This is a genomic window from Aliiroseovarius sp. (assembly GCF_965228805.1).
Lineage (GTDB): Bacteria > Pseudomonadota > Alphaproteobacteria > Rhodobacterales > Rhodobacteraceae > JASBTN01.
Window position 1 is genome coordinate 504,997 of record NZ_CBDDIE010000003.1, and the last position, 22,464, is coordinate 527,460.

A 22,464-nucleotide genomic window follows, 5' to 3' on the forward strand; every position below is an offset into this window, starting at 1 on the left:
GCCCGATGGCTATTCTCGAACCACCCCGCGACGACATTCACCTGTCGTTCCACCTGCATCGCCATGGCTGGTCCAGTCTGTGCATCTTTGACGGGGCGACCCTTCACGACCTGCGTATAAGCGCGCTGTTCACGGATGCCCCCTGCGTGCCTGTTGGATCTGGCGGCGGCGGTGCTGGACAATCGGGCGGAGGAAGTCACGCTGGAAGATGAACCCGGGCGTCACAGTCTTTCCGTTTCCCCGGACCCGCAGCAGCACATCATGCGTCTTGTGGTGCGCGACGTGCACGCTGACCCCCCCCTGCTGCTTGATGCCCACATCAAACGGCGTCGGCTGATCACCGAATTGATGATGGCCCTATGGAAACCACATGTCCTTTTGCGGGAACCGTCCTACCAAAAGGATCGCGCCCGCCTACAGGGGCGCCACCATCCCTGGCCTGATTTCCCCCACAAGGCACTGCGCGCCTTGAACGCGCGTTGGACAGAAGATCCGGTGCTTGGCCCGTCCTGTCTGCGTTGAGATCCCGCCAGCGCCGACACCAAAATTCTTCTGAAGAATTTTGCAAAACTTTTCAGAAAAGTTTTGGGCCCGCCTGCCGCGATCAAAACTGATCCAGAAGCCGTTTCAGGTAGTCCAATTCGATCTGCGGGCGGTCGCCTTCGCCCGACCGGCGGCGGATGTCTTCCATCAGTTCCTGGGCGCGGCGGTAGACGTCTTCGCCCTCGGCCAGCGGGCCCTGGTCGGAGGTCATGCCCCCGGCCCCGGCTTCGCGACCCAGCGGATCATTGCGTTCCTGGCCCGGCTCGCCAGCCGCCGTGCCCTGCTGCCCCTGGCGCGCGGCCTGTTCCTGGCGCATGGCGTCTTCGAGGTTGCGCATGCCCTCGCGCATGGCCTCCATCGCCTCGGCCTGGCGATCCAGCGCCTCGCCGATATCGCCCTCGCGCAGGGCCTGTTCGGCGCCGTCCATCGCCTCCCCGGCCCGACCCAGCGAGTCGCGCGCCGCCTGGCCTTCTTCGGTGCCCGCGCCGGGCAAGCCGCGCCGCTGTGCGTCGAGTTGGTCACGCAGCTGGCCCTGGCGTTCGGCCAGATTGCCCTGCTGGCCATCCTCGCCGTCCGAACCTTCGCCCTCGCCACCTTCGCCGCTATGGGCCTGGCCACGGCCCTGGCCACCGTCGCGCCCTTCGTTTTCGGCGCTTTCGCCAGCCGAGGACGAGGCCCCGCCCTGTTCCTGAAGATCGCGGAAGGCCTCGTCCGACAGGCCCTGCTGGTTGCGCAGCGTGTCCTGCAACCCCTGCATCGCCTGTTCACCGGGGCTTTGCCCCTGGCCGGGCTGGCCCTGGGTGACCTGCATGTTCTCCATCAACTGGCGCAGCATTTCGAGCGCGGCCATCGCCTCGTCCATACGGCCCTGGCGCATCAGTTCCTCGATGCGCTCCATCATGTCGGCCAAGTCCTGCGGCGTCATGGTCATCATGTTGTCGCCGGGTGGCGGCTGTTCGCCCTGTGGCTGCTGCTGGGCCAACTGGTTCATGTAGTCGCGCATCGCCTCGCGCAGCTCGTCCATCAGCTCGGCCAGTTCCTCGGGCGAAGCGCCCTGTTCCATCGCTTCGGCCAGACGTTCCTGCGCCCGTTGCAACCGGGCCAGGGCGTCGCCCAGGCTGCCCTCCTCGATCGCCACGGCCATGTCCCAGAGCACCTGGGCCATACGGTCGCGCGCCTCACCGGTCAGCTCCGGGGCCATGGCGGCCTCCAACTCCCGGATCGCCAGGCGCAGTTTCAGGTAGTGACCGACACTGGGGAAAATATCCTCATCCGCATTATAGCCAATCGCGCGCAATACCTGGGCCACCCGGGGGCCATTCACGCGGGTCCAGAGCAGGTCGCGGCGCTGTTCGATCAGCGCATGGGCCAGCGGGTTCAGGAAACGACGGCCGGGCAGGATGATCTCCTGCGTCTCAGACTGCGCCATCTGCCCAGCCGCGTCCTCGACGATCAGCTGCATGGCGACCGGCATCTCGGCCCAAGGATGCTGCATGAAGTTCTCGTGCAGCACCTCTTCGATCAGGGCGCGGTCGCCGCGGAACGGCATGGGCAGGTCGACCACGATGGGATCGCGCGGCTCCGGGTCCACGGCCAGCCCATGTCGACGGTCAAGCGCCTCCATGTTCAACGTGAACTCGGCCCGGCCTGCCACCACGCCATAGTCGTCGGTGGCGACAAACGCCTGGCTCATCGTGCCGTCCAGGGCGCGTTCCAGCGAGCCCTCGGGGCGCACGGCGGGGGGCACGTCGCCGATGGCGGTGATGCGCCAGGCGCGGCCACCGGGGCCGGTGACCTCCAGCGCGCCGTTCTGGGTGACCTCGAAAGGAATGCCCTCTTCAATCGGCGCTTCGGCCACGTCCTGGGTCACGCCCAGCACACCCTGTTGACCATAAAGGCGCAGGGTGACGCGGCTGCCGGTGGGCACGGCAAGCGGGCCTGCGGGCTGGTCGTTCAGATAAAGGCTGGGCTTGCCGGTATAGGCGGGCGGCTCGATCCAGCCTTCCCAACTGGCCAGAAGCGCGGCCTGGGCGGCGGGGCCGGTGGGCAGGGTGACGTCGGTGACGCGGCTGAAGGAGCCGAACCCGGCCACCGTGATCGCGGCGATAAGGGCGACAAGACGCAGACCATAAGGGTCGGCGGCGGCGACACGCAGGTCCGGTTCAACCGCGCGCGCGCCGTCCAGTCGCGCCGCCATACGGGCCTGATGCGCGGCCCAGACGGCTTGCGAGCCCGCATCCGCGCGGCCAATGGCCTGGTCATCCAGAAGGGCGGCAATCGGCTGCCCCGGCAGGGTCGCATCGAGCCGCGCCATGACCTGCGGCCACGCGGGCCAGGCAAATCGGCGCACACCCCAGGCAAAGGCGACAAGCGCGGCAAGACCGACTGCAAGCGCCGTCCAGAAGGGGGGAATGAGGCTGTTCAGCAGGCCGGAGCCCAGCACGGCCAGCCCGCCCAGAAACACCGTGACCAAGGGCCAGAAGGCCCGCCACAGACGTTCCACCACCATCCCCGCCGCCGTCAGGCGCAGGGGCCATCGCAGACGCCGGGTGGCGTCAGCTGGCAGGGTGGGACGCGACATGTGCCTCCGTCAGAAGGTTACAACCATGCGGGGATGGTATCGCGTTCCAACATCTCTTCATAGGTGGGACGTTCGCGAATGACGGCGAATTGATCCCCCATCACAAGCACTTCGGGAATGAGCGGGCGGGAGTTGTATTCCGACGCCATGACCGCGCCGTAAGCGCCAGCCGAACGGAAAGCGACCAGATCGCCCGCCTTCAGCGGCGCCATGTCGCGCGCCTTGGCGAAGGTATCGCCGGTCTCACAAATTGGGCCGACGATGTCATAGCGCGCCTGTTCCACACCCGGTTCGGGTTCGGTGACCGGTACGATATCGTGATGCGCCTCGTACATGGCCGGGCGCACAAGATCGTTCATCGCACTGTCAACAATGAGGAAATCGCGCCCTTCGCCTTCCTTCACATAGATCACGCCGGTGACCATGATCCCGGCATTGCCGGAAATCAGACGGCCCGGTTCGATCTCGATCTCGCAGCCCAGATCGCCCACGGTCTCGCGGATCACCTGACCGTATTCGATCGGCAGCGGCGGCGCGTCATTCGAACGCTCGTAGGGGATGCCAAGCCCGCCACCCAGGTCCAAGCGGCGAATGTCATGCCCGTCGGCGCGAAGCTGCCGGGTCAGGTCCGCGACCTTCAGATAGGCCTGGCGGAAGGGCTCCAGATCGGTCAGTTGGCTGCCGATATGCACGTCGATGCCGACCGCATCGAGGCCCGGCAGGCGAGCGATCTCGGCATAGACCTCGCGGGCGCGGGAGATCGGGATGCCGAACTTGTTCTCGCTCTTGCCGGTGGCGATCTTGGCGTGGGTCTTGGCGTCCACATCCGGGTTCACGCGCACGGTGACGGGGGCGGTAACGCCCAGCTCGGTGGCGACCTCGGAGAGGGCGCGCATCTCGGGCTCGCTTTCCAGGTTGAACTGGCGAATGCCCTGGGTCAGCACCAGGCGCATCTCCTCGCGGGTCTTGCCGACGCCGGAAAAGACGATGCGGTCGCCCGGCACACCGGCGGCAATGGCGCGGCGGTATTCGCCGCCCGACACCACGTCCATGCCCGCGCCCATCTCGCCCAGCAGTTTCAAGACGGCGAGGTTGGAGTTCGATTTGACCGCGAAACAGACCAGGTGATCCATACCGCTGAGCGCCTCGGTAAACAGGCCGAAATGGCGCTGCAACGTGGCGGTGGAATAGACATAGAAGGGCGTGCCGACCTGGGCAGCGATATCGGTCAGCGCAACATCCTCGGCATGCAGGATGCCGTCGCGATAGAGGAAATGGTCCATGGGGCCGGGCCTTTGTCGTCTTGTGGTTCAAGGCGCTATAGCAGGCCGATTGGCCCACAACAAACGATAAGGGCCACGCCCGACCCTGGGTGGGCGTTTAGGAACGGTTTTGTCGTGCGAGCCGACGTAAGAAGCTCAAACGTCAGTGTTTGTTGAATTGTCGAAAAAACGCCCTCCCGTGGGGAGGGTCGGGCGTGGCCCGGCCTGCGGCCGTGCCCAACAGTCATCTTCGCTAACGCGTGATAAGCGTCAAACCGGCCGCGTCCTGAGAAACAGATAGAGCGGCAGCCCGCAGCTCACCCCGACCAACAGGGTCGCGGGGATGGCCCAGAGCGCGGACCAGTTCTTGCGTACCCAGGTTTCGACGACGATCCACAGGGTCAGCGCGACGCCGGAAATCAACAGATCCCAGGCCGCCGCCTTGCCTGCCGCATTCACCTGCCAGGCCTCGATCAACCCGGCGATGGACCAGCCCGCCGTTGCGAAATGGTCCAGCAGGTGCATCCCCGGCAAGAGGGCACCGACGAGGGCCAGAAGCAGATAGGCGACCCTCAACGGCGACATGTTATTGGCCCGCTTCTGCGGTGGGCGGGATCGGTTCACCATCCGCGCCGCAGGCGGCGAGTGCCAGGAAGGAGAGGATCAGGGCGGCTCGGATCATTTCAGCGCCTCCTGCCAGCGGGCCACCTGTTTGCGCACTTCGGACGGCGCGGTGCCGCCGTAGCTGGTGCGCGAGGCGACCGAGTTGTGCACGCCCAGAACGCCGAAGACCTCGTCGTTGATGGCACCGTGTACCGATTGCATCTCGGCGAGGCTCAGGTCGGGCAGGTCGCAGCCCTTTCCTTCCGCCATGGCGACCAGCGATCCGGTCACGTGATGGGCGTCGCGGAACGGCATGTTCAGCGCGCGCACCAGCCAGTCGGCCAGGTCCGTGGCGGTGGAGAAACCGGAGGAGGCCGCAGCCTCAAGGCTTTCGGTGTTGGCCTGCATGTCCGACACCATGCCAGTCATCGCCGCCAGCGCCAGCATCAGCGAATCGGCGGCGTCGAAGACCTGTTCCTTGTCCTCCTGCATGTCCTTGGAATAGGCCAAGGGAAGTCCCTTCATCACGGTCATCAGGCCGACATTGGCGCCCATGATCCGGCCGACCTTGGCGCGGATCAGCTCGGCGGCGTCCGGGTTCTTCTTCTGCGGCATGATCGAGCTACCGGTCGAGAAACGATCCGACAGGGCGACGAAGCGGAACTGGGCCGAGGACCAGATCACCAGTTCCTCGGCAAACCGCGACAGGTGCATGGCGCAGATCGAAGCGGCGCCCAGAAACTCCAGCGCGAAGTCGCGGTCGGACACGGCGTCGAGGCTGTTGGCGGCGGGGCGGTCGAAGCCCAGCGCCTGGGCCGTCATGTGACGGTCGATCGGGAATCCGGTGCCCGCCAGCGCGGCGGCGCCCAGGGGCGATTCATTCATGCGCTTGCGGGCGTCCTGGAACCGCGACATGTCACGGCCGAACATTTCGACATAGGCCATCATGTGGTGGCCCCAGGTGACGGGCTGGGCGGTCTGCAGGTGGGTAAAGCCGGGCATGACCCAATCGGCCCCGGCTTCGGCCTGCGACAACAGGGCGCGGATCAGCGCGTTGAGCCCGGAAATGGCCGCATCGAGCTGGTCACGGACCCACAATTTGAAATCCGTCGCCACCTGGTCATTGCGCGAACGCCCTGTGTGCAAACGGCCTGCGGGCTCTCCGATCACCTCTTTCAGCCGCGCCTCGACATTCATGTGGATGTCTTCCAGCGCGGTGGAGAAGGCGAAATTGCCGCTTTCGATCTCTGACAAGACCGTGAGCAGCCCTTCCCGGATCGCCTTGGCGTCGCTATCAGTGATGATGCCCTGGGCGGCCAACATGGCCGCATGGGCGCGCGAGCCTTCGATGTCCTGTTTGGCCATGCGCTTGTCGAACCCGATCGAGGCGTTGATCGCCTCCATGATCGCGTCGGGTCCGGCGGCGAAACGGCCGCCCCACATGGCGTTTGCGGCTTGCTTGGTGTCATTCATGGCGAGGTCTCGGAGGTCTCATGTCTATCATTCGGTCTGCCCTGCTTTATACGGCGCTGGTGCTGGGTGCAAATGTTGCGATGGCGGATATGGCCAGTATCGAAGCCCTGCGCGAAGGGTCGATGAAGAAGCTGATCTTTCTGTCGGAGCCGAAACCGGCCAGCGACGTGGTGTTCACGGACGCGGACGGGGGGGAGCATACGCTGGCCGAATACCAGGGCCAGGTGGTGGTGCTGAACTTCTGGGCGACTTGGTGTGCGCCCTGCCGCAAGGAAATGCCCGCGCTGGACGCGTTGCAGCAGGAGCTTGGCGGAGAGGATTTCCAGGTCGTCACCATCGCCACCGGGCGCAACAAGCTGCCGGCGATCCGAAACTTCTTTGACGAGGCCGGGGTCACCGCCCTGCCGATCCTTCTGGATCCACGCCAGGCGTTGGCGCGCGAGATGCGCGTGCTCGGCCTGCCCGCCACCGTCGTTCTGGATCGCGACGGGCAAGAGATCGCTCGGATGATCGGCGACGCCGAATGGGATTCGGACAGCGCCAAGGCGATCCTGCGCGCACTGATCGCAGTGGCGCCCGCCGAAAGCTAACCTACCGGAAAGCGGGGTGCTCCCGCCCCCTGCCAGCGCCTGCGGCTTGTCAGGCGTTGGGCGTAGCGCGTTTTGCATTGCAAAACGCGCGGAGGGCGACAGCGGGCTCTGCCCGCGAGAGCCGCGTAGCTTGCGGAGGGCGACAGCGGGCTCTGCCCGCGAGAGCCGCGTAGCTTGCGGAGGGCGACAGCGGGCTCTGCCCGCGAGAGCCGCGTAGCTTGCGGAGGGCGACAGTGGGCTCTGCCCGCGAGAGCCGCGTAGCTTGCGGAGGGCGACAGTGGGCTCTGCCCGCGATAGCCGCGTAGCTTGCGGAGGGCGGCAGCGGTGCTTGCACCGCGAGAGCTGCGTAACCAGTTTCGCTTTGCGAAACTGGCGGCCCCTAATAGCGGTGCTGACCATCGCGAGAAGGCGTAGCGCTTTTCACCGGGGCGAAAAGCGTGGGGGGCTCTGCCCCCGCCTTCGGCTCCCCCGAGTTTTTTCGGAAAGATGAAGAGCGAGACACACTATTTATGTGGCGCCCCGCCCCCGGCGCGGCGGGGCGGGGTGGCACCCGGCCGCGTCCTTCGTGACGGCGCAAAGGGTGGGAGCCGCGGCGGGGGCGGCGGGGGCACCTGACCTCACGGCACCGTTGACGAGGCGGCCGCCAAGCCGCTCATATCTCCCCTCAAAGGGGAGGAGAGCGATGCCGTTGGAGGTTCTGGCATCCATTGTCGTGGTCGGTCTGGCCGCGATCTGGATCATGATGCGTTTCATGGGGTTCGACCGGGAGCTGCGCTTTGCGGACGAGGCCGTGGCGCGCGCGGAATGGGCAGCTGACAACCCGACCGCGCCGCCGCTGGACATCATCGTGGCCGAGAGCGGCAAGGCCGCGCTGGTGCGCAACAAGCGCGGCTTGGGTCTGATCTGGACCATGGGGCTGGACACCGCGAGCCATGACCTGGCTGGCGCCGTCCCGCGCCCGCATCCCAAGGGGCTGCGCGTGGTTCTACACGATTTCGCCGCGCCCTCGGTCCTGGTCGAACTGACCCCCGACGAGATCCCGACCTGGCATCAAATGATCGAGGAGGCCGCATGAGCTACCCTGACGTGGTGAACTACGCAGTGCCCGGTTTTGTGGCGCTGATCGTGATCGAGATGGTCTGGATCTTCGTCAAGAAACGCGGCGGGCGGTACGAGTCGAAGGACGCGATGACCTCGCTGGCAATGGGCGTCGGCAATGTGGTGGCCGGGATCATCCTGGGCTTCATCACCTACGGGTTCTTCATGTTCCTTTGGCGCCTCACGCCGCTGGACCTGGGCCATGCCTGGTGGGTCATTGCGCTCTGTTTCGTGCTGGACGACCTGCGCTATTACTGGGTGCATCGTTTCGGCCACCGTATCCGCTGGGTCTGGGCCAGCCATGTGAACCACCATTCAAGCCAGCATTACAACCTGACCACGGCGCTCAGGCAGACCTGGACCGGCACCTTTACCCTGATGATGGTGGTGCGCGCGCCGCTGGTGCTGATGGGGTTCCACCCGGCGATGATCTTCTTTGTCGGCGGGCTGAACCTGATCTATCAGTTCTGGATCCACACCGAAGCCATCGACAAATGCCCGCGCTGGTTCGAGGCCGTGATGAACACGCCGAGCCACCACCGGGTGCACCACGGGCGCAATGCACGCTACCTGGACGCCAATTACGCGGGCGTCTTCATCATCTGGGACAGGATGTTCGGCACTTTCGTGCCCGAACAGGAGAGCGAGCCGGTGGACTATGGTCTGGTGCACAATATCGGCACGTTTAACCCGATCCGCGTGGCTTTTCACGAGTGGGTCGCGATCGCGCGCGATTGGAGGCAGCCCGGGGTCACCTGGAAGGATCGCTGGAATTACGCCGTGCGCCCGCCGGGGTGGCGCCATGACGGGCGGGGCGGCTCGACCGAAATGCTGAAACGACTGGATGTGAAGCGGAACCCGGAGAAGGCGGGCACGCCGGGGTTCGAGCCTGAACGGATGTAGGCACACCTCCCGCAATGCGAAAGGCCGCCCCGGTGACGGAGCGGCCCTTTGATTTCACCACGCGCCTGGGAGGGAGGCGCGTGGTGGGGTCTGATCGGCGATCACTTCAGCAGAGCGCGCACGATCTGGCGTTTCTCACCTTCGCTGTCGCCCGAGTGGATGGCGTTCAGAACCTTGCGCACCTGGGTGTCCGAGAGGCTCTCGACGGCAACGCTGTTCGGCACGTAGTTGCTGATCGCGTGCAGGTCGGCGGAGGTGACCGAAGCGGCCTGGGCGGCGCCAGCCAGAGTAACCAGGGCAAGGGCGGAGGTGGCGATGATGCGTTTCATTTCAGTGTTCCTTTCGAGTGGGGGCACAGGGCCCGTGGGAGTGTGTTTCTTGCTGGGCTGTCTGCCCGACACCAGACAAACTGGGGTTGGAAAATCCGGTTTCAAACTCACGGAGCGCTCGCAATTGCTCACGCGGTTGTGCCCTTGAAAACAAGGCCTGTCAGACAGGGCATTGTGCCTTTCTGCACAGGCTATGTGCGGCTCAAGCAGGGCTGAAAACATGGGGTTTTGCGGGGTGTAGGAAAGCTCACACGCAGGAGCGGAAATCAGGTGCAAAAAAATCGATCACAAAAAGTTTTTGGCGGCAGAAAAACGAAATGTTGCGACGCCCTCCGCCTTGCGTGAGCGGGCGTGACCGCAACGGGGGGGGACCGGCCTGCAGAAGCTTGCTCAAACCATGGCAGGCCCCTGTTCCCGTCGACCCATCGCGCCTATGCTGGCCTCAAATCCATGGTTCAGTGACGAGGGTGCAGCATGCGAGTTGACAGGCGACAGGTCGTTTTGGGGGCTTTGGCGGGCGCCGGTTTCGGCGTTGCCTCGCCCCTTTGGGCGCAGGCGGGGTTCGACGCCTGGCTGGGCGGGTTTCGTGCCCGCGCCCGGGCGGCGGGCATCCGGAGGGCGACCCTGGACAAGGGGCTGGCCGGTGCACGTTACCTGCCCAAGGTAATCGAGCTGGACCAGCGCCAGGCGGAGGTGGCGAAGCCGATGCAGGACTACCTGGCCTCGGCGGCCTCGTCGGCGCGGATCACCGGCGGGCAGCGGGCGTTGCACAAATGGGGCGACACGCTCGGCCGGATCGAGAAACGTACCGGCGTGCCTGCCGAGGTCGTGGTGGCGATCTGGGGCATGGAAAGCAGTTTCGGTGGGTTTCGCGGATCGCAGCCGGTGATCTCGGTGCTCGCCACGCTGGCCTTCGAGGGGCGCCGGGCCGGGCGGTTCGAAGACGAGCTGATTGCCGCGCTGAAGATCCTGCAGAAGGGCCACGCGAGCCCCGGCCAGATGGTCGGCAGCCACGCAGGCGCGATGGGGCATACGCAGTTCATGCCCTCGACCTACCTGGCCCATGCGGTGGATGGCACGGGCGATGGAACGCGCGACATCTGGGGGAATGATCCGCGCGATGCGCTGGCCTCGACGGCGGCCTATCTGAAGGCTTTGGGATGGCGCAAGGGCCAGCCCTGGGGTGTTGAGGTCGCCCTGCCTGCTGGGTTCGATCCGGGGCTGACCGGGCGGGTTCTGAAACGCAGCCGCAAGGACTGGACCGGGTTGGGCGTGCGCCTGGCGGATGGCGGGACGTTGCCGGATCATGGCAAGGGCGGGATCATCCTGCCCGCGGGCCCGCGTGGTCCTGCCTTCATGATCTGGGAGAACTTCCAGGTGCTGAAGGGCTACAATTATGCCGACAGCTATGTGATCGGGGTCGGCCACCTGTCGGATCGCATTGCGGGCGGCGGGCCGATCCGGTCGGGCTTTCCCGACCGGCCCTGGGGCATGACCACGGACCAGCGCATGGCGCTGCAACGGCGGCTGAACGCGGCGGGGTTCAATGCGGGCAATCCGGACGGGGTGATTGGCGAGAAAGGCCGCGCGGCGATCCGGGCCTATGAGGCGAGCCGGGGGCTGCGCGAAACCGGGGTGCCGTCTGTGGCGCTGCTAGAGGCGCTGAACTAACGCAGGCGCAGCATCAGGCTGCCCAGCGCCAGAACCCCGGCCCCACCCGCCAGACCAAGCGTGGCGGGAAAGCCGATCAGCTCGACCATCACGCCCAGGGCCCCTGCCCCGGCCGCCGCGGCACCGATGCCGACCATGGCCCAGAGGCTCATCACCCGGCCACGCAGGTCGTCATCCAGCCCCATCTGCACCGTGGTCTGCATGGAAATCCCGGAGACAGAGCTGGCAAAGCCCAGCCCGGTGACAATGGCCAGCGTCAGCGCCCAGCTGCCGGACTGGCCCATCACCATGACCGCGCCCATGCCGATCAGCGTCAGGGCCAGGGCCCAGCGTGGCAGTTTTCCTTCAGCCTGCGCAGGCGTCAGCGCCTTGATGAACCCGGCCACCAGCGCACCGGCACCGGCGCAGGCGGTCAGCACACCCAGACCGGCGGGGCCTTTCGAAAAGATACCGTCGGCGACGACCGGCAGGATTTCGAGCGCGCCGCGAATGACAAAGGCGAAGATGCCGGTGGCGAGGATCGCGTGGCGGATATGCGGCACACGGGCTGCGTGACGGATGCCATCCCCCAACGCCTCAAGGAACGGTGGCTTCGCCCCGCGCCGGGTCTTTTCGCGGGGCTTGAGCGCGCTCAAGGCCAGAAGGAACGGCAGATAGCAGATCACCTGCAACACCATCACCGCACCGATGCCCCAACCGGCGATGATCCAGCCCGCCAGCGCCGGGCCGATCAGCCGCGCCATGTTGAAGTTGATCGCCACCAGCGCCACCACCGAGGGCACCGCGGGCGGCGGCACCAGGCGCGGCGCCAGCGACATGCGCACCGGATTGTGGGCCGAGGCCACGATGCCATGGGCAAAGGAGATCAGTGCCAGGATCAGCGGAGAGATCACCCCGGTGACCCAGTACAGCAGCAGCAGGCTGGCCAGCACCAGCATCGATCCCTGTGTCGCCATGGCCGCCAGCTTGACCCGCACCCGATCCACCAACACGCCAAAGAACGGCCCGGTAATCATCGAGGGCGCAAAGCTGAGGAAGGCAACCAGCCCCACGAAACTGGGCGCGCCGGTCATTTCCCAGGCCAGCCACCCTACCGTCAGGCGCTGCATCCACAGCCCGTTCAGGGCAAAGGCATTGCCCAGGAAATAGAGCCGGAAGTCGCGGTGCTTGAGCGCGGTAATGTTCATGGGTCCACCTGAAAAGAAAAGGGCCGGTCGCCCGGCCCTGTCCGTGTCTGCGCTTAGTCGCCGCGCACCATGTCGACGCCCAGGTGTTTGGCGACGGTAAAGATGTCCTTGTCGCCGCGTCCACACATGTTCATGCAGATGATGTGATCGGCGGGCAGCTCTGGTGCGATCTTCATCACATGGGCCAGCGCGTGGGAGGGCTCCAGCGCCGGGATAATCCCTTCGGTCGTGCAGCAAAGCTGGAACGCCTCCAGCGCCTCGGTGTCGGTGATGGCGACATATTCGGCGCGGCCGATCTCGTGCAGCCAGGAATGTTCCGGCCCGATGCCCGGGTAGTCCAGACCGGCCGAGATCGAGTGGCCCTCCAGGATCTGCCCGTCCTCGTCCTGCAACAGGTAAGTGCGGTTGCCATGCAGCACGCCGGGACGGCCACCGGTGAGCGAGGCGCAGTGTTCCATCTTCATGTCGACGCCCTTGCCGCCCGCTTCGACACCGATGATGCGCACGCTTTCGTCGTCGAGGAACGGGAAGAACAGGCCCATGGCGTTGGAGCCGCCGCCGATCGCGGCGATCACCGTGTCGGGCAGCCGATCCTCGGCCGCCAGCATCTGCGCCTTGGCTTCCTTGCCGATGATCGCCTGAAAATCGCGCACCATGGCCGGGTACGGGTGCGGCCCCGCCACCGTGCCGATGCAGTAGAACGTGTCGCGCACGTTCGTCACCCAGTCGCGCAACGCGTCGTTCATCGCGTCCTTCAGCGTGCCGCGCCCGGAGGTCACCGGAATGACCTCGGCGCCCAGCAGCTTCATGCGGAACACGTTGGGCGCCTGACGCTCGACATCATGGGCGCCCATGTAGACGATGCATTTCAGACCGAACTTGGCGCAGACCGTGGCGGTGGCCACACCGTGCTGACCCGCGCCGGTCTCGGCAATGATGCGGGTCTTGCCCATGCGGCGGGCCAGAAGGATCTGCCCCAGCACATTGTTGATCTTGTGCGCGCCGGTGTGGTTCAGCTCGTCGCGTTTCAGGTAGATCTTGGCCCCGCCCAGGTGCTTGGTCAGCCCCTCGGCATAATAAAGCGGCGAGGGGCGGCCCACGTAATGGGTCCAGAGGTCATCCATCTCGGCCCAGAACGTGTCGTCGGTCTTGGCCTTCTCGTATTCCGCCTCGAGATCCAGGATCAGCGGCATCAGGGTTTCGGACACGAACCGACCACCGAAATCGCCGAAACGGCCTTTCTCATCCGGGCCGTTCATGAAGGAATTGAAAAGATCGTTCGCCATTGGGGCCTCCTGCTGGTCAGAACGGGGATAATGGGCCGGGGGCCGGGGGGCAAGTCAGTCTTGCAGAAAAGCGGGACAGGCCACGCGGGTCAGGGCGCCGATGCAGGTGACGGTGTCGCGGCCGGGCCACCGGGCTTCGATGCGGGTGTAGAAGAGCTCATCCTCGACATCGAGGCTGACGAACTGGCGCAACAGGTCCACGCAGGCCGCGCGGTTCGACTTGCACAGGCCCAGAAGGAGCTGCCCGCCGCTGTTTGTCGGATCAATCCCGGCGCCGTCCTCGATCTGGGCCGCAAGACGCTCGCGCAGCAGCCGGTCCACATCTGCGTCGGAAGGCTTGGTGACAAAGGCTGCGACAAGAAGAGCAACCAGGCAGATGAGAGCAAGTCTCAGCATGATGTTCCGGCTCCAACGTTAGGAATGAGTATAGGTGCAGTCATGCAAGCCCTTCGAGAAGGCGCTTCATCTGCTTGCGGCCATGCGAAAACCGGGGCAACCGCCTGGCCCAGTTCGTGAAATCCGCCCGGACGCTCGTGGAGAAGTCCAGGATGTCCTGAACGGTTTCAAAGACCACGGCCCCTTGCGGCGGGATTTCCGGCGCGAACTTCCGCCCCATGCGCGCTTCGACCCAGGCAATGTCGGAGGCATTCTCGACGAGCGCCGGGCTGACGACCTCCTCGCCCAGATCAAACCGTGTCGACCCGAACTTCGCAATCGCATGCGGAAAGGCGCGCCTTCGGCCATGCTCGCGCGGTTCGCCGCGTTCTTCCTGGCGACACCGCCATTCAAAGAGCGTTGCGAAGGCTTCCGCAGAAATGGAGGGGTTCAGCTCCTTTCCCGCGGGCAGGTCGGCAGGGTCGAAGCCGACGCGACGCGCGAAATCCGTCAACACGTCCTGCCCCTCCAACCTGTCCCGTTCGAAGGGAATCAGGGTCATATGGTCTGCCCCGAGGGCCTTTTCCCATTTTTCAAACCGCTTGCCGTAGCCGGGCCAAAGGGCGGCGCCCGAAAATTGCGTGAAGCCGACCTTGACCCGTTGCTGCGCCTGCGACCGCATATAGCTGCGGGGAGGCCGGATATAGGCGAGCGCCTGGACCTGGTCGAAATGCGGCGACATCGCGCAGAGCAGGTCGGTCACTTTCTCAGGGGGCAGCATCTGCGGGAACCCTTCGCCCGAGATCACCACATCGCGCCGGTCGCGACCAAGTTCGTGGTCCAGGTCCTTGCGCGTGATTTGCGGGCGCACGGGCTTTCCCCCGGCAAAGTAGTTTTCCCGCTGCTGTTCCTCGCCGAACAGCTGGATCATCGCAGGCGTGTGGTTCGGCATGCCAAGCGAAAAATAGCGCACGCGGTCGTTCTGTACGCCGGACAGGCCGTTCTGGATCGTGGTTGACCCGGTCTTGTTCATGCCCAGGTGCAGAAAGAGCGTGCGCGTCATTTTGCGCCCGTGGCCGCCGTCACGAACCGTGCGACCAGGCCCGCATCCTTTTCGCCCGGGGCGCTTTCCACGCCGGAACTCACGTCAACCTGGCGCGCGCCGGTGCGTTTGATCGCCTCGGCCACGTTGTCAGGATTGAGCCCTCCGGCCAGCAGCCATGGGCAGGGCCAGTATTTGCGCGCCACGAGCGTCCAGTCAAAGGCCAGGCCGTTGCCACCCGGCAGCACGGCGCCCTTGGGCGCCTTGGCGTCGATCAAGAGCTGATCGGCCACCGGGGCGTAGAGGTCGATCTGCACCACGTCTGCGGCTTCCGCAATGCCGATCGCCTTGATCACGGGCAGGCCGAAGCGGTCCTTGACCTCGGCCACCCGTTCGGGGCTTTCGGCGCCATGCAGCTGGATCATGTCGGTGGTGGTGGCATCCAGAATGCGTGCGATCTGATCATCCGGGGCGTTCACCACCAGGGCGACCTTGGCCACGCCCACGGGTACATCGAGCATCAGCGCGCCCGCCTCGGCGGGCGTCACGTAACGCGGGCTTTTCGGAAAGAAGTTGAAGCCGATATAGCGCGCGCCAGCCTCGGCCGCCGCCGCCACTTGCTCGGGCCGCTTGAGCCCGCAGATCTTGACCGAAATCTCCGCCATGGGCGGTGTTTACCGCGCTTCCTCAAGCAAGGCCAGAACATCGTCGCCGGTCTTGCTTTCGGGCGTCTTGATCGTCTTGACCTCACGCTCCAGCTTGGCGACCGAGCGCTTGGCCCGCGCCCCTTCGGCCCGGTGCTTGTGTTCGCGCAGCCACTCCCAGACGAAACCGATCAGCACGCCCGAGATGATCGCACCGAAAATGATGATGAAGAGCGGCAGCGTCACCGACCATGAGAAACCCAGGAAGCCGGTCAGCCCCTCGGGCAGCAGGTGCAGCGTCACCGCGCCGCGATTGGCCATGGCGACCGTGACCAGACAGACCGCCAAGGCGGCCAGGAACGCATAGCGAATGTAACGCATGAGAGCCTCTTACGACTTGCCGTTCAGACGATCCCGCAGAAGCTTGCCGGTCTTGAAGAAAGGCACGTGCTTTTCCTCGACCTGGACCGACTCGCCGGTACGCGGGTTGCGCCCGATACGAGCATCCCGCTTCTTGACTGAAAAGGCGCCAAATCCGCGCAGCTCGACCCGATCCCCGCGGGCCATCGCTTCGATGATTTCTTCGAAAATCGTGTTCACGATGCGCTCGACGTCACGCTGATAGAGATGCGGATTCTCGTCCGCGATCTTCTGGATCAGTTCCGACCGGATCATCCCATTCCCCCCATTCGACCTGTTTCGGCGCCTTTTGGGCAGTGCGCCGTTCCCATCAACTATAGGGACATATTTTCCACCGTGAAACTGTGGCGTATGGGAAAGTTCGGATTTTTTGCGCCCAATATGCTGTTTTTTCTGCGCAAATGGGCGAGTTATCGCCGGAGACGGCGGTGATGCCGTCCCCGTGCCCGCGCCGCGCCGATTAGGCGCAGCCTTTGATTCGGCATAAAAAAACGGCCCCGCGCGCAGTGCACGGGGCCGTTGATCTTGTCACCTGAGCGGTGAAGGAGACTTAAAACACTACGCCCGTCAGCACGTGTCGTGGCGCTTCGGGAAACCTGCAAGCAGGCTCCCCGAACCGTTTTAGTTGTCGCCCTTCAGAGCCGCGCCCAGGATATCGCCGAGCGAGGCGCCCGAGTCCGAGGAACCGTACTGTTCAACGGCCTCTTTCTCTTCGGCGATCTCGCGGGCCTTGATCGACAGGCCCAGACGACGGGTCTTGTTGTCGACATTGGTGACGCGCACGTCGACCTTGTCGCCCACGCCGAAGCGCTCCGGGCGCTGCTCGGCACGGTCGCGCGACAGGTCCGAACGGCGGATGAAGGATTTCATGCCTTCGTATTCCACCTCAACGCCACCGTCTTCGATCGCGGTCACTTCGACGGTGATGATCGAACCACGCTTCACGCCGCCCACGGCTTCGGCGAACTTGTCACCGCCCAGGGCTTTGATCGACAGCGAGATACGCTCCTTGTCGGTGTCCACTTCGGAGACCACGGCCTGAACCACGTCGCCCTTCTTGTATTCCTGGATGGCTTCTTCGCCACGCTGGTCCCAGGAGATGTCGGACAGGTGAACCATGCCGTCGATCTCGCCGTCGAGGCCGATGAACAGACCGAATTCGGTGATGTTCTTGACCTCGCCCTCGACCTCGGTGCCTTCCGGGTGGGTCTCGGCGAAGACTTCCCACGGGTTGCGCATGGTCTGCTTGAGACCCAGCGACACGCGGCGCTTGGCGCTGTCGATTTCCAGCACCATGACTTCGACTTCCTGCGAGGTCGACACGATCTTGCCGGGGTGCACGTTCTTCTTGGTCCAGGACATTTCGGACACGTGGACCAGACCTTCGACGCCGGCTTCCAGCTCGACGAACGCACCGTAGTCGGTGATGTTCGTGACGCGACCGGTGTGCACCGATTCCAGCGGGTACTTGGCGGCAACCAGATCCCACGGATCGTCCTGCAGCTGCTTCATGCCCAGCGAGATGCGGTGGGTTTCCTTGTTGATCTTGATGACCTGAACCTTGATGGTCTCGCCGATCGACAGGATTTCCGACGGGTGGTTCACACGGCGCCAGGCCATGTCGGTGACGTGCAGCAGGCCGTCGACACCGCCCAGGTCCACGAAGGCACCATATTCGGTGATGTTCTTGACGACACCGTCCACGGCCATGCCTTCGGCCAGCTTGCCGATGACCTCGGCGCGCTGTTCGGCGCGGCTTTCTTCCAGGATGGCGCGGCGCGAGACAACGATGTTGCCACGGCGACGGTCCATTTTCAGGATCTGGAACGGCTGCTTCAGACCCATCAGCGGGCCCGCGTCACGCACGGGGCGCACGTCAACCTGCGAGCCGGGCAGGAAGGCCACGGCACCGCCCAGGTCGACAGTGAAGCCGCCCTTGACGCGACCGAAGATCGCGCCTTCGACGCGCTGCTCGTCGGCATAGGCTTTTTCCAGGCGGTCCCAGGCTTCTTCGCGGCGGGCCATCTCACGCGAGATGACGGCTTCGCCACGGGCGTTCTCGGCGGCGCGCAGGTAGACTTCGACCTCGTCGCCAACGGCGATCTCGGGCGCTTCACCGGGATTTGCGAATTCCTTGACATCCACGCGGCCTTCCATCTTGTAGCCGACGTCGATGATGGCTTGACCGGCCTCGATGGCGATGATCTTGCCTTTGACAACCGACCCTTCGGTCGGGGTGTCCATTTCGAAGCTTTCGTTAAGGAGGGCTTCGAATTCCTCCATGGTTGCTTTAGCGCACATACAGTTCAGTTTCCTTCATAGTCGCTATTCGGGCCATGCGGTTGTCTCCGCAGGTCTTTCAGGTTTCATTTGGCCGACAAGCCAGACGCAAAACAAAGAGGGCCGGTGAACCCGACCCTGCTCGATTTTCCCTGTATCGCGGCGTTTTCGCCTTGTCGACAGGGCGCGTGTAGACGGTTTTGCCCAACAAGACAAGGGGATTCGGGTCGTGGGGCACAGGGTGGCAAGGCACCGCTTTCCCGAATCCCGTCCGCCTGCCTATAGTGAGCCCAGTTCAACCACGGAGCGTTCGATGGACTACCAGTTCTCCGCCCCCGACCTGGTCGGGCACCTGTCCTTCCTGATGCTGGTCCTGGCGATGACCATGCGCTCGATGTGGAAGCTCAGGGTGATGGTGGCCGCCTCGGCCATTCTGGCGATCACCTATGACTTCTTCTGGCTGGCCGATCCCGCGAACCTTTTGTGGCAGGGGGTACTGCTGATCACCGTGCTGGTGATGCTCGCCCTGCGCTGGCGCGCCGGGCGGGACGTGGGCTTTACCGAAGAGGAGCGGGCGCTGCTCGACACCGCCCTGCACGGGTTGAAACCCCAGGATGCGCGGCGGCTGCTGTCCGAGGGGATCTGGGCCAGCGGCAAACCGGGCGCCGCACTGACCGAGCAGGGCAAACCGGTGCTGTTCCTGACCTGGCTGGCCGAGGGCGAAGCCGACGTGATCTGCGACGCCCAGGAGCTGGGCCACGTGCACGCGGGCAGCTTCGTGGGCGAGATGTCCCTGCTGGAAGGCACCGCCGCCAGCGCCACCGTGACCCTGACCACCCCCGCGCGGTATTGGATGATCCCGGCCATCAAGCTGCGCGACCTGAAACGCGACGAGCCCGAAATCTGGGCCAGCGTCGAAGCGGCGCTGAGCCGCGACCTGGGCCGCAAACTGCGCGAGATGAACGCGGGGGCAGTGGCGGGTTAAGCGCGCCGTCTTCGAAGGCCAAGTGCGCCTGCCGCTCCGAACCCAAACACCCCACCGAACACCAGGCTGCTGAGAGTGAGCGCGACAGGCGCCCCCGCAAAGGCAAGGATCGCAAAGAGAAAAAGGCAAAGCACACCTGCGGAACCCACCGCGCAAATACCCAACAACAGGCGGATCCAAACTGGCCAAGTTGCGCCGACACCGAAGCTCAGGAAACCTGCAACAAACAGGATAAACGCAGCCAGGCCTGCAAGAATCAAAGCCACGGCAGGTTGGTAGCGCAGCTGCACCCAAATCAGCGACAAAGTACTTCTTCGCCCTTCGTCCCTGCGCATCATGCCCCAGGCGTGGTGCGATGGGGGTTCAAAGGCCCACCGCGCTTCGCGAACCTCCGGAGCATCCCCAACGATCCGCGCACCCTTGGCAAATGACGGCGGATGCGGGGTGACAACCTCGCCCGTCTCCACGTCCAGAACCGAACAACCGTCTGCCTCAAACGGGACCGTTTGATAGGAGACGTTTTCATAGGCCCATAGAAGCCCCTGGGCATCGAGCACGATCAAGGCGCGTGGGTCAGGGCCGATGATCCCGTCTCCGTAAAGAAACGTCACGCGAAACCCGCCGTCCAACCCGCAGGACCATCGCTGGTCAATATAGGGCGAGTGCGCCGTCGCAACTTGCGGCAGAAAGAGCGCAAACACCCAAAGGATGTTGCGCAACAAGTTCACCGTCGCGCCTCCACGGCCGCCACAGCCGCCGCGACAGCCTCGTCAATCGACATACCAGAAGTGTCGATCGTCACCGCATCCTCGGCAGGTTTCAGCGGCGCCTCTTCGCGTTCACTGTCGCGCTTGTCGCGGGCGACCACGTCTTGAAGCACCTGGGCCAGCGTGGTGTTGTGGCCCTTGCCGGTCAGCTCCAGGAACCGCCGTTCGGCGCGCACCTCGGCCGAGGCGGTGACGAAGAGTTTCACCGGCGCATCCGGGCAGATCACCGTGCCAATGTCGCGCCCGTCCAGCACCGCGCCGCCGTCGCGGGCGGCGAAATTGCGTTGAAACTCCACCAGGGCCGCGCGCACGTCGGGGATGACGGCCACGCGGCTGGCGGCCTGAGCGACCTCGGGCGTGCGCAGCTTGCCGCCCAGATCAGCGGGGGTCAGACCACGCGCCGCCGCGACCGGGTCGGCCCCGCTCAGCACCTTGGCCCCGACCGCGCGATACAGAAGCCCCGTGTCCAGATGGGCAAAGCCGAAATGCGCCGCCACGGCCTTGGAGATCGTACCCTTGCCCGCCGCCGCCGGCCCGTCGATGGCTACTGTGAATGTCATGCTGCCCTCCGCTTCAATCGCCTGCGCCACAGCCCGGCTGCCAGGATGGCCAAGGTCAGCCCCATTGCGACGAATTTTAACCTGGTCCAGCCCCAGGCCGCTGCCGTCATGGCTTCGGTGACGTGATGCGGCTCCCCCCGCAGCATCACCGAAACCGCTGCGTTTTCAAGCCAATCGAATGTCGCAGTCACCAGGGGAAGCGGTGTAAGTAGCCAGGCCAATCCGCGCGGAAACAGCAGGTGATAGGCCAGGATGAGTGTCACCGCCAACAGCCCCAGGAACACCCGGTCCAGCGCATGCTGTACTTCGGCGTAGAACCTGCGCCCCTCCGCCCCCAGCGCTTTCAGGTAAGGCTCCGCCCCCACCACGTCATAGGGTTTGAAGCGGATGTCGAACGGAAGGGTGCAATCGACGATCAGCTTGGGAATAGTCCCGACAGCCATTGCAAGGTAGGTCGCCGCCATCAGGGCGAAGACCACCCAGAAGGCACGGCGCAAGGTCATGCGTTGGACCGCACCAGCTGCGCGCCGAGCCCGGCCATCAGCGGCTCGAAGATCGGGAAGGACGTCGCGATCGGCCCGCCGTCATCGACGCTGACCGGCTTCTGCGACGCCATGCCCAGACACATGAAGCTCATCGCGATGCGGTGGTCCAGGTGGCTGGCCGCCGTGCCGCCGCCGGGCACGTTTCCCGCGCCCAGGCCGGTGACGATCCACCAGTCATCGCCATCCTCGACGGTGACACCGTTGGCGCGCAGACCGGAGGCCATCGCCTCGATCCGGTCGCTTTCCTTGACGCGCAGCTCCTTCACGCCGCGCATGACGGTCTGGCCCTGGGCGTTCGCCGCCACCACGGACAGCACCGGGTATTCGTCGATCATCGAGGCCGCACGCTCCGGCGGCACCTCGATGCCCTGCATGTTCGGGCTGTATTTCGCGCGCAGGTCGGCGACCGGTTCGCCGCCCTCTTCGCGCATGTTCTCATAGGTCAGGTCCGCGCCCATGTCGCGCAGCGTGTCGAACAGGCCCGCGCGGGTCGGGTTGAGGCCGATATTCGGCACCAGCACGTCCGAGCCGGGCACGATCAGCGCGGCGCAGACCGGGAAGGCGGCGGAGGACGGGTCGCGCGGCACGACGATGTCCTGCGGTTTCAGCTCGGGCTGGCCGGTCAGCGTAATGACGCGGCCCTCATCGGTGTCTTCGACCGTGATCTCGGCGCCGAAACCCGCCAGCATGCGTTCGGTATGGTCGCGGGTCGCTTCCTTCTCGATCACCACGGTCTGGCCGGGGGCGTTCAGACCGGCGAGCAGCACGGCGGATTTCACCTGCGCCGATGGCATCGGCACCACGTAGCGCACCGGCACCGGGTCGGCGGCGCCCACCACGGTCATCGGCAGGCGGCCACCCTCGCGGCCCACGGATTGCGCGCCGAAGAGTTCCATCGGATCGGTCACCCGGCCCATCGGGCGCGAGCGTAGCGAGGCGTCGCCGGTAAAGGTCGCGGTAATGCCGGTGGTGGCCATGGTCCCCATGATCAGGCGCACGCCGGTGCCCGCATTGCCGCAGTCGATCACGTCCTCGGGCTCGGCAAAGCCGCCGACGCCTACGCCATTAACGCGCCATTCGCCCGGGCCCAGATGCTCGACCTCGGCACCGAAAGCACGCATCGCTTCGGCGGTGGCCAGAACGTCTTCACCTTCCAGCAGGCCTTCGATCCGGGTTTCGCCGACGGACAGCGCGCCCAGGATCAGGCTGCGGTGCGAGATCGACTTGTCGCCGGGCACATGGGCCTCGCCCTTCAGGGGGCCGCAGGGGCGCGAGGTCATGGGAATGGCGGGGCCGTGTCCGGACATGGGGTTCCTCCTG

Annotated in this window: 23 protein-coding genes; 6 read left to right on the top strand and 17 right to left on the bottom strand. The window is 65.1% G+C overall.

All coding sequences use genetic code 11. From position 1 onward, the window contains the following. Nucleotides 1–153 precede the first annotated feature (153 nt). Nucleotides 154–522: a hypothetical protein gene (locus ACO07D_RS03625; RefSeq protein WP_421701590.1), complete on the top strand. Its 369-nt coding sequence runs from the start codon at nt 154–156 to the stop codon at nt 520–522. Nucleotides 523–604: 82 nt separating this feature from the next. Here the strand turns inward: ACO07D_RS03625 and ACO07D_RS03630 are convergent, their stop codons facing one another. The 4 genes from ACO07D_RS03630 to argH all read right to left on the bottom strand — a co-directional run bounded on the left by ACO07D_RS03630 (nt 605) and on the right by argH (nt 6,462). Beyond that, a complete protein-coding gene (locus ACO07D_RS03630; protein WP_421701591.1) occupies nt 605–3,124 on the bottom strand; it encodes a TIGR02302 family protein in 2,520 nt (839 codons plus the stop codon). Between the two features lie 17 nt (nt 3,125–3,141). Continuing rightward, entirely contained in the window at nt 3,142–4,407 is a 1,266-nt protein-coding gene (lysA, locus tag ACO07D_RS03635; protein ID WP_421701592.1) for a diaminopimelate decarboxylase, read from the bottom strand. 249 nt (nt 4,408–4,656) lie between these two features. Beyond that, on the bottom strand, nt 4,657–4,971 hold the full coding sequence (locus ACO07D_RS03640) for a DUF2834 domain-containing protein (protein WP_421701593.1): 315 nt from the start codon (nt 4,969–4,971) through the stop codon (nt 4,657–4,659). A 93-nt stretch (nt 4,972–5,064) separates the two neighbouring features. Further along, nucleotides 5,065–6,462 (bottom strand): argininosuccinate lyase, encoded by a 1,398-nt coding sequence (gene argH / locus ACO07D_RS03645; protein WP_421701594.1) that lies wholly within the window; start codon nt 6,460–6,462, stop codon nt 5,065–5,067. Nucleotides 6,463–6,482: 20 nt separating this feature from the next. Here argH and ACO07D_RS03650 point away from each other — a divergent pair, with 20 nt between their 5' ends. The 3 genes from ACO07D_RS03650 to ACO07D_RS03660 all read left to right on the top strand — a co-directional run bounded on the left by ACO07D_RS03650 (nt 6,483) and on the right by ACO07D_RS03660 (nt 9,053). After that, a complete protein-coding gene (locus tag ACO07D_RS03650; RefSeq protein WP_421701595.1) occupies nt 6,483–7,052 on the top strand; it encodes a TlpA disulfide reductase family protein in 570 nt (189 codons plus the stop codon). Between the two features lie 682 nt (nt 7,053–7,734). After that, nucleotides 7,735–8,127: a hypothetical protein gene (locus ACO07D_RS03655; protein ID WP_421701596.1), complete on the top strand. Its 393-nt coding sequence runs from the start codon at nt 7,735–7,737 to the stop codon at nt 8,125–8,127. Then, on the top strand, nt 8,124–9,053 hold the full coding sequence (locus ACO07D_RS03660) for a sterol desaturase family protein (RefSeq protein ID WP_421701597.1): 930 nt from the start codon (nt 8,124–8,126) through the stop codon (nt 9,051–9,053). Before ACO07D_RS03655 ends, ACO07D_RS03660 begins: the two co-directional genes overlap by 4 nt. A 101-nt stretch (nt 9,054–9,154) precedes the next feature. Here ACO07D_RS03660 and ACO07D_RS03665 read toward each other — a convergent pair whose 3' ends face one another. Continuing rightward, the gene (locus tag ACO07D_RS03665) at nt 9,155–9,382 is read right to left on the bottom strand and encodes a hypothetical protein (RefSeq protein WP_421701598.1); all 228 of its coding nucleotides are present in this window, start codon (nt 9,380–9,382) and stop codon (nt 9,155–9,157) included. A gap of 474 nt (nt 9,383–9,856) precedes the next feature. Between ACO07D_RS03665 and ACO07D_RS03670 the strand changes: the two genes are divergently transcribed. After that, nucleotides 9,857–11,053, top strand: coding sequence for a lytic murein transglycosylase (locus tag ACO07D_RS03670; protein WP_421701599.1), 1,197 nt, complete (start codon nt 9,857–9,859; stop codon nt 11,051–11,053). Here the strand turns inward: ACO07D_RS03670 and ACO07D_RS03675 are convergent. From ACO07D_RS03675 to rpsA, 8 genes are all read right to left on the bottom strand, one after another. Continuing rightward, nucleotides 11,050–12,240, bottom strand: coding sequence for an MFS transporter (locus tag ACO07D_RS03675; protein WP_421701600.1), 1,191 nt, complete (start codon nt 12,238–12,240; stop codon nt 11,050–11,052). The genes ACO07D_RS03670 and ACO07D_RS03675 overlap by 4 nt on opposite strands. A gap of 53 nt (nt 12,241–12,293) precedes the next feature. Then, on the bottom strand, nt 12,294–13,526 hold the full coding sequence (gene trpB, locus ACO07D_RS03680; RefSeq protein ID WP_421701601.1) for a tryptophan synthase subunit beta: 1,233 nt from the start codon (nt 13,524–13,526) through the stop codon (nt 12,294–12,296). A gap of 54 nt (nt 13,527–13,580) precedes the next feature. Further along, nucleotides 13,581–13,922 carry a hypothetical protein gene (locus ACO07D_RS03685; protein WP_421701602.1) on the bottom strand — a complete coding sequence of 114 codons (342 nt, stop codon included), beginning with the start codon at nt 13,920–13,922 and terminating at the stop codon, nt 13,581–13,583. A gap of 40 nt (nt 13,923–13,962) precedes the next feature. Beyond that, nucleotides 13,963–14,964 (bottom strand): hypothetical protein, encoded by a 1,002-nt coding sequence (locus ACO07D_RS03690; RefSeq protein ID WP_421701603.1) that lies wholly within the window; start codon nt 14,962–14,964, stop codon nt 13,963–13,965. Continuing rightward, nucleotides 14,961–15,608 carry a phosphoribosylanthranilate isomerase gene (locus ACO07D_RS03695; protein WP_421701604.1) on the bottom strand — a complete coding sequence of 216 codons (648 nt, stop codon included), beginning with the start codon at nt 15,606–15,608 and terminating at the stop codon, nt 14,961–14,963. The genes ACO07D_RS03690 and ACO07D_RS03695 overlap by 4 nt, the downstream gene beginning before the upstream one ends. A 9-nt stretch (nt 15,609–15,617) precedes the next feature. Continuing rightward, a complete protein-coding gene (locus ACO07D_RS03700; RefSeq protein ID WP_421701605.1) occupies nt 15,618–15,968 on the bottom strand; it encodes a LapA family protein in 351 nt (116 codons plus the stop codon). 9 nt (nt 15,969–15,977) lie between these two features. Continuing rightward, nucleotides 15,978–16,262 carry an integration host factor subunit beta gene (gene ihfB, locus ACO07D_RS03705; RefSeq protein ID WP_421701606.1) on the bottom strand — a complete coding sequence of 95 codons (285 nt, stop codon included), beginning with the start codon at nt 16,260–16,262 and terminating at the stop codon, nt 15,978–15,980. A 366-nt stretch (nt 16,263–16,628) separates the two neighbouring features. After that, complete coding sequence (rpsA, locus tag ACO07D_RS03710) at nt 16,629–18,308, bottom strand: 30S ribosomal protein S1 (RefSeq protein ID WP_421701607.1); 1,680 nt, start codon at nt 18,306–18,308, stop codon at nt 16,629–16,631. Between the two features lie 292 nt (nt 18,309–18,600). On the opposite strand from rpsA, the gene ACO07D_RS03715 reads away from it, so the two are divergent. Beyond that, complete coding sequence (locus tag ACO07D_RS03715; RefSeq protein ID WP_421701608.1) at nt 18,601–19,272, top strand: Crp/Fnr family transcriptional regulator; 672 nt, start codon at nt 18,601–18,603, stop codon at nt 19,270–19,272. On the opposite strand, the gene ACO07D_RS03720 is transcribed toward ACO07D_RS03715, so the two are convergent. Genes ACO07D_RS03720 through aroA form a run of 4 tightly spaced genes read right to left on the bottom strand, consistent with a single transcriptional unit; the run spans nt 19,269 to nt 22,451 of the window. Continuing rightward, the gene (locus tag ACO07D_RS03720; RefSeq protein WP_421701609.1) at nt 19,269–20,000 is read right to left on the bottom strand and encodes a hypothetical protein; all 732 of its coding nucleotides are present in this window, start codon (nt 19,998–20,000) and stop codon (nt 19,269–19,271) included. The genes ACO07D_RS03715 and ACO07D_RS03720 overlap by 4 nt on opposite strands. After that, nucleotides 19,997–20,599 (bottom strand): (d)CMP kinase, encoded by a 603-nt coding sequence (cmk, locus tag ACO07D_RS03725; protein ID WP_421701610.1) that lies wholly within the window; start codon nt 20,597–20,599, stop codon nt 19,997–19,999. The genes ACO07D_RS03720 and cmk overlap by 4 nt, the downstream gene beginning before the upstream one ends. Then, a complete protein-coding gene (locus ACO07D_RS03730) occupies nt 20,596–21,102 on the bottom strand; it encodes a hypothetical protein (protein ID WP_421701611.1) in 507 nt (168 codons plus the stop codon). Before ACO07D_RS03730 ends, cmk begins: the two co-directional genes overlap by 4 nt. Continuing rightward, nucleotides 21,099–22,451: a 3-phosphoshikimate 1-carboxyvinyltransferase gene (aroA, locus tag ACO07D_RS03735; protein WP_421701612.1), complete on the bottom strand. Its 1,353-nt coding sequence runs from the start codon at nt 22,449–22,451 to the stop codon at nt 21,099–21,101. Before aroA ends, ACO07D_RS03730 begins: the two co-directional genes overlap by 4 nt. Nucleotides 22,452–22,464 lie beyond the last annotated feature (13 nt).

Bases quoted from the DNA above. Each gene is read 5' to 3' on its own strand.
- ACO07D_RS03630 (WP_421701591.1), bottom strand. From the start codon at position 3,124: ATGTCGCGTCCCACCCTGCCAGCTGACGCCACCCGGCGTCTGCGATGG.
- lysA (WP_421701592.1), bottom strand. From the start codon at position 4,407: ATGGACCATTTCCTCTATCGCGACGGCATCCTGCATGCCGAGGATGTT.
- ACO07D_RS03640 (WP_421701593.1), bottom strand. From the start codon at position 4,971: ATGTCGCCGTTGAGGGTCGCCTATCTGCTTCTGGCCCTCGTCGGTGCC.
- argH (WP_421701594.1), bottom strand. From the start codon at position 6,462: ATGAATGACACCAAGCAAGCCGCAAACGCCATGTGGGGCGGCCGTTTC.
- ACO07D_RS03650 (WP_421701595.1), top strand. From the start codon at position 6,483: ATGTCTATCATTCGGTCTGCCCTGCTTTATACGGCGCTGGTGCTGGGT.
- ACO07D_RS03655 (WP_421701596.1), top strand. From the start codon at position 7,735: ATGCCGTTGGAGGTTCTGGCATCCATTGTCGTGGTCGGTCTGGCCGCG.
- ACO07D_RS03660 (WP_421701597.1), top strand. From the start codon at position 8,124: ATGAGCTACCCTGACGTGGTGAACTACGCAGTGCCCGGTTTTGTGGCG.
- ACO07D_RS03665 (WP_421701598.1), bottom strand. From the start codon at position 9,382: ATGAAACGCATCATCGCCACCTCCGCCCTTGCCCTGGTTACTCTGGCT.
- ACO07D_RS03670 (WP_421701599.1), top strand. From the start codon at position 9,857: ATGCGAGTTGACAGGCGACAGGTCGTTTTGGGGGCTTTGGCGGGCGCC.
- ACO07D_RS03675 (WP_421701600.1), bottom strand. From the start codon at position 12,240: ATGAACATTACCGCGCTCAAGCACCGCGACTTCCGGCTCTATTTCCTG.
- trpB (WP_421701601.1), bottom strand. From the start codon at position 13,526: ATGGCGAACGATCTTTTCAATTCCTTCATGAACGGCCCGGATGAGAAA.
- ACO07D_RS03685 (WP_421701602.1), bottom strand. From the start codon at position 13,922: ATGCTGAGACTTGCTCTCATCTGCCTGGTTGCTCTTCTTGTCGCAGCC.
- ACO07D_RS03690 (WP_421701603.1), bottom strand. From the start codon at position 14,964: ATGACGCGCACGCTCTTTCTGCACCTGGGCATGAACAAGACCGGGTCA.
- ACO07D_RS03695 (WP_421701604.1), bottom strand. From the start codon at position 15,608: ATGGCGGAGATTTCGGTCAAGATCTGCGGGCTCAAGCGGCCCGAGCAA.
- ACO07D_RS03700 (WP_421701605.1), bottom strand. From the start codon at position 15,968: ATGCGTTACATTCGCTATGCGTTCCTGGCCGCCTTGGCGGTCTGTCTG.
- ihfB (WP_421701606.1), bottom strand. From the start codon at position 16,262: ATGATCCGGTCGGAACTGATCCAGAAGATCGCGGACGAGAATCCGCAT.
- rpsA (WP_421701607.1), bottom strand. From the start codon at position 18,308: ATGTGCGCTAAAGCAACCATGGAGGAATTCGAAGCCCTCCTTAACGAA.
- ACO07D_RS03715 (WP_421701608.1), top strand. From the start codon at position 18,601: ATGGACTACCAGTTCTCCGCCCCCGACCTGGTCGGGCACCTGTCCTTC.
- cmk (WP_421701610.1), bottom strand. From the start codon at position 20,599: ATGACATTCACAGTAGCCATCGACGGGCCGGCGGCGGCGGGCAAGGGT.
- ACO07D_RS03730 (WP_421701611.1), bottom strand. From the start codon at position 21,102: ATGACCTTGCGCCGTGCCTTCTGGGTGGTCTTCGCCCTGATGGCGGCG.
- aroA (WP_421701612.1), bottom strand. From the start codon at position 22,451: ATGTCCGGACACGGCCCCGCCATTCCCATGACCTCGCGCCCCTGCGGC.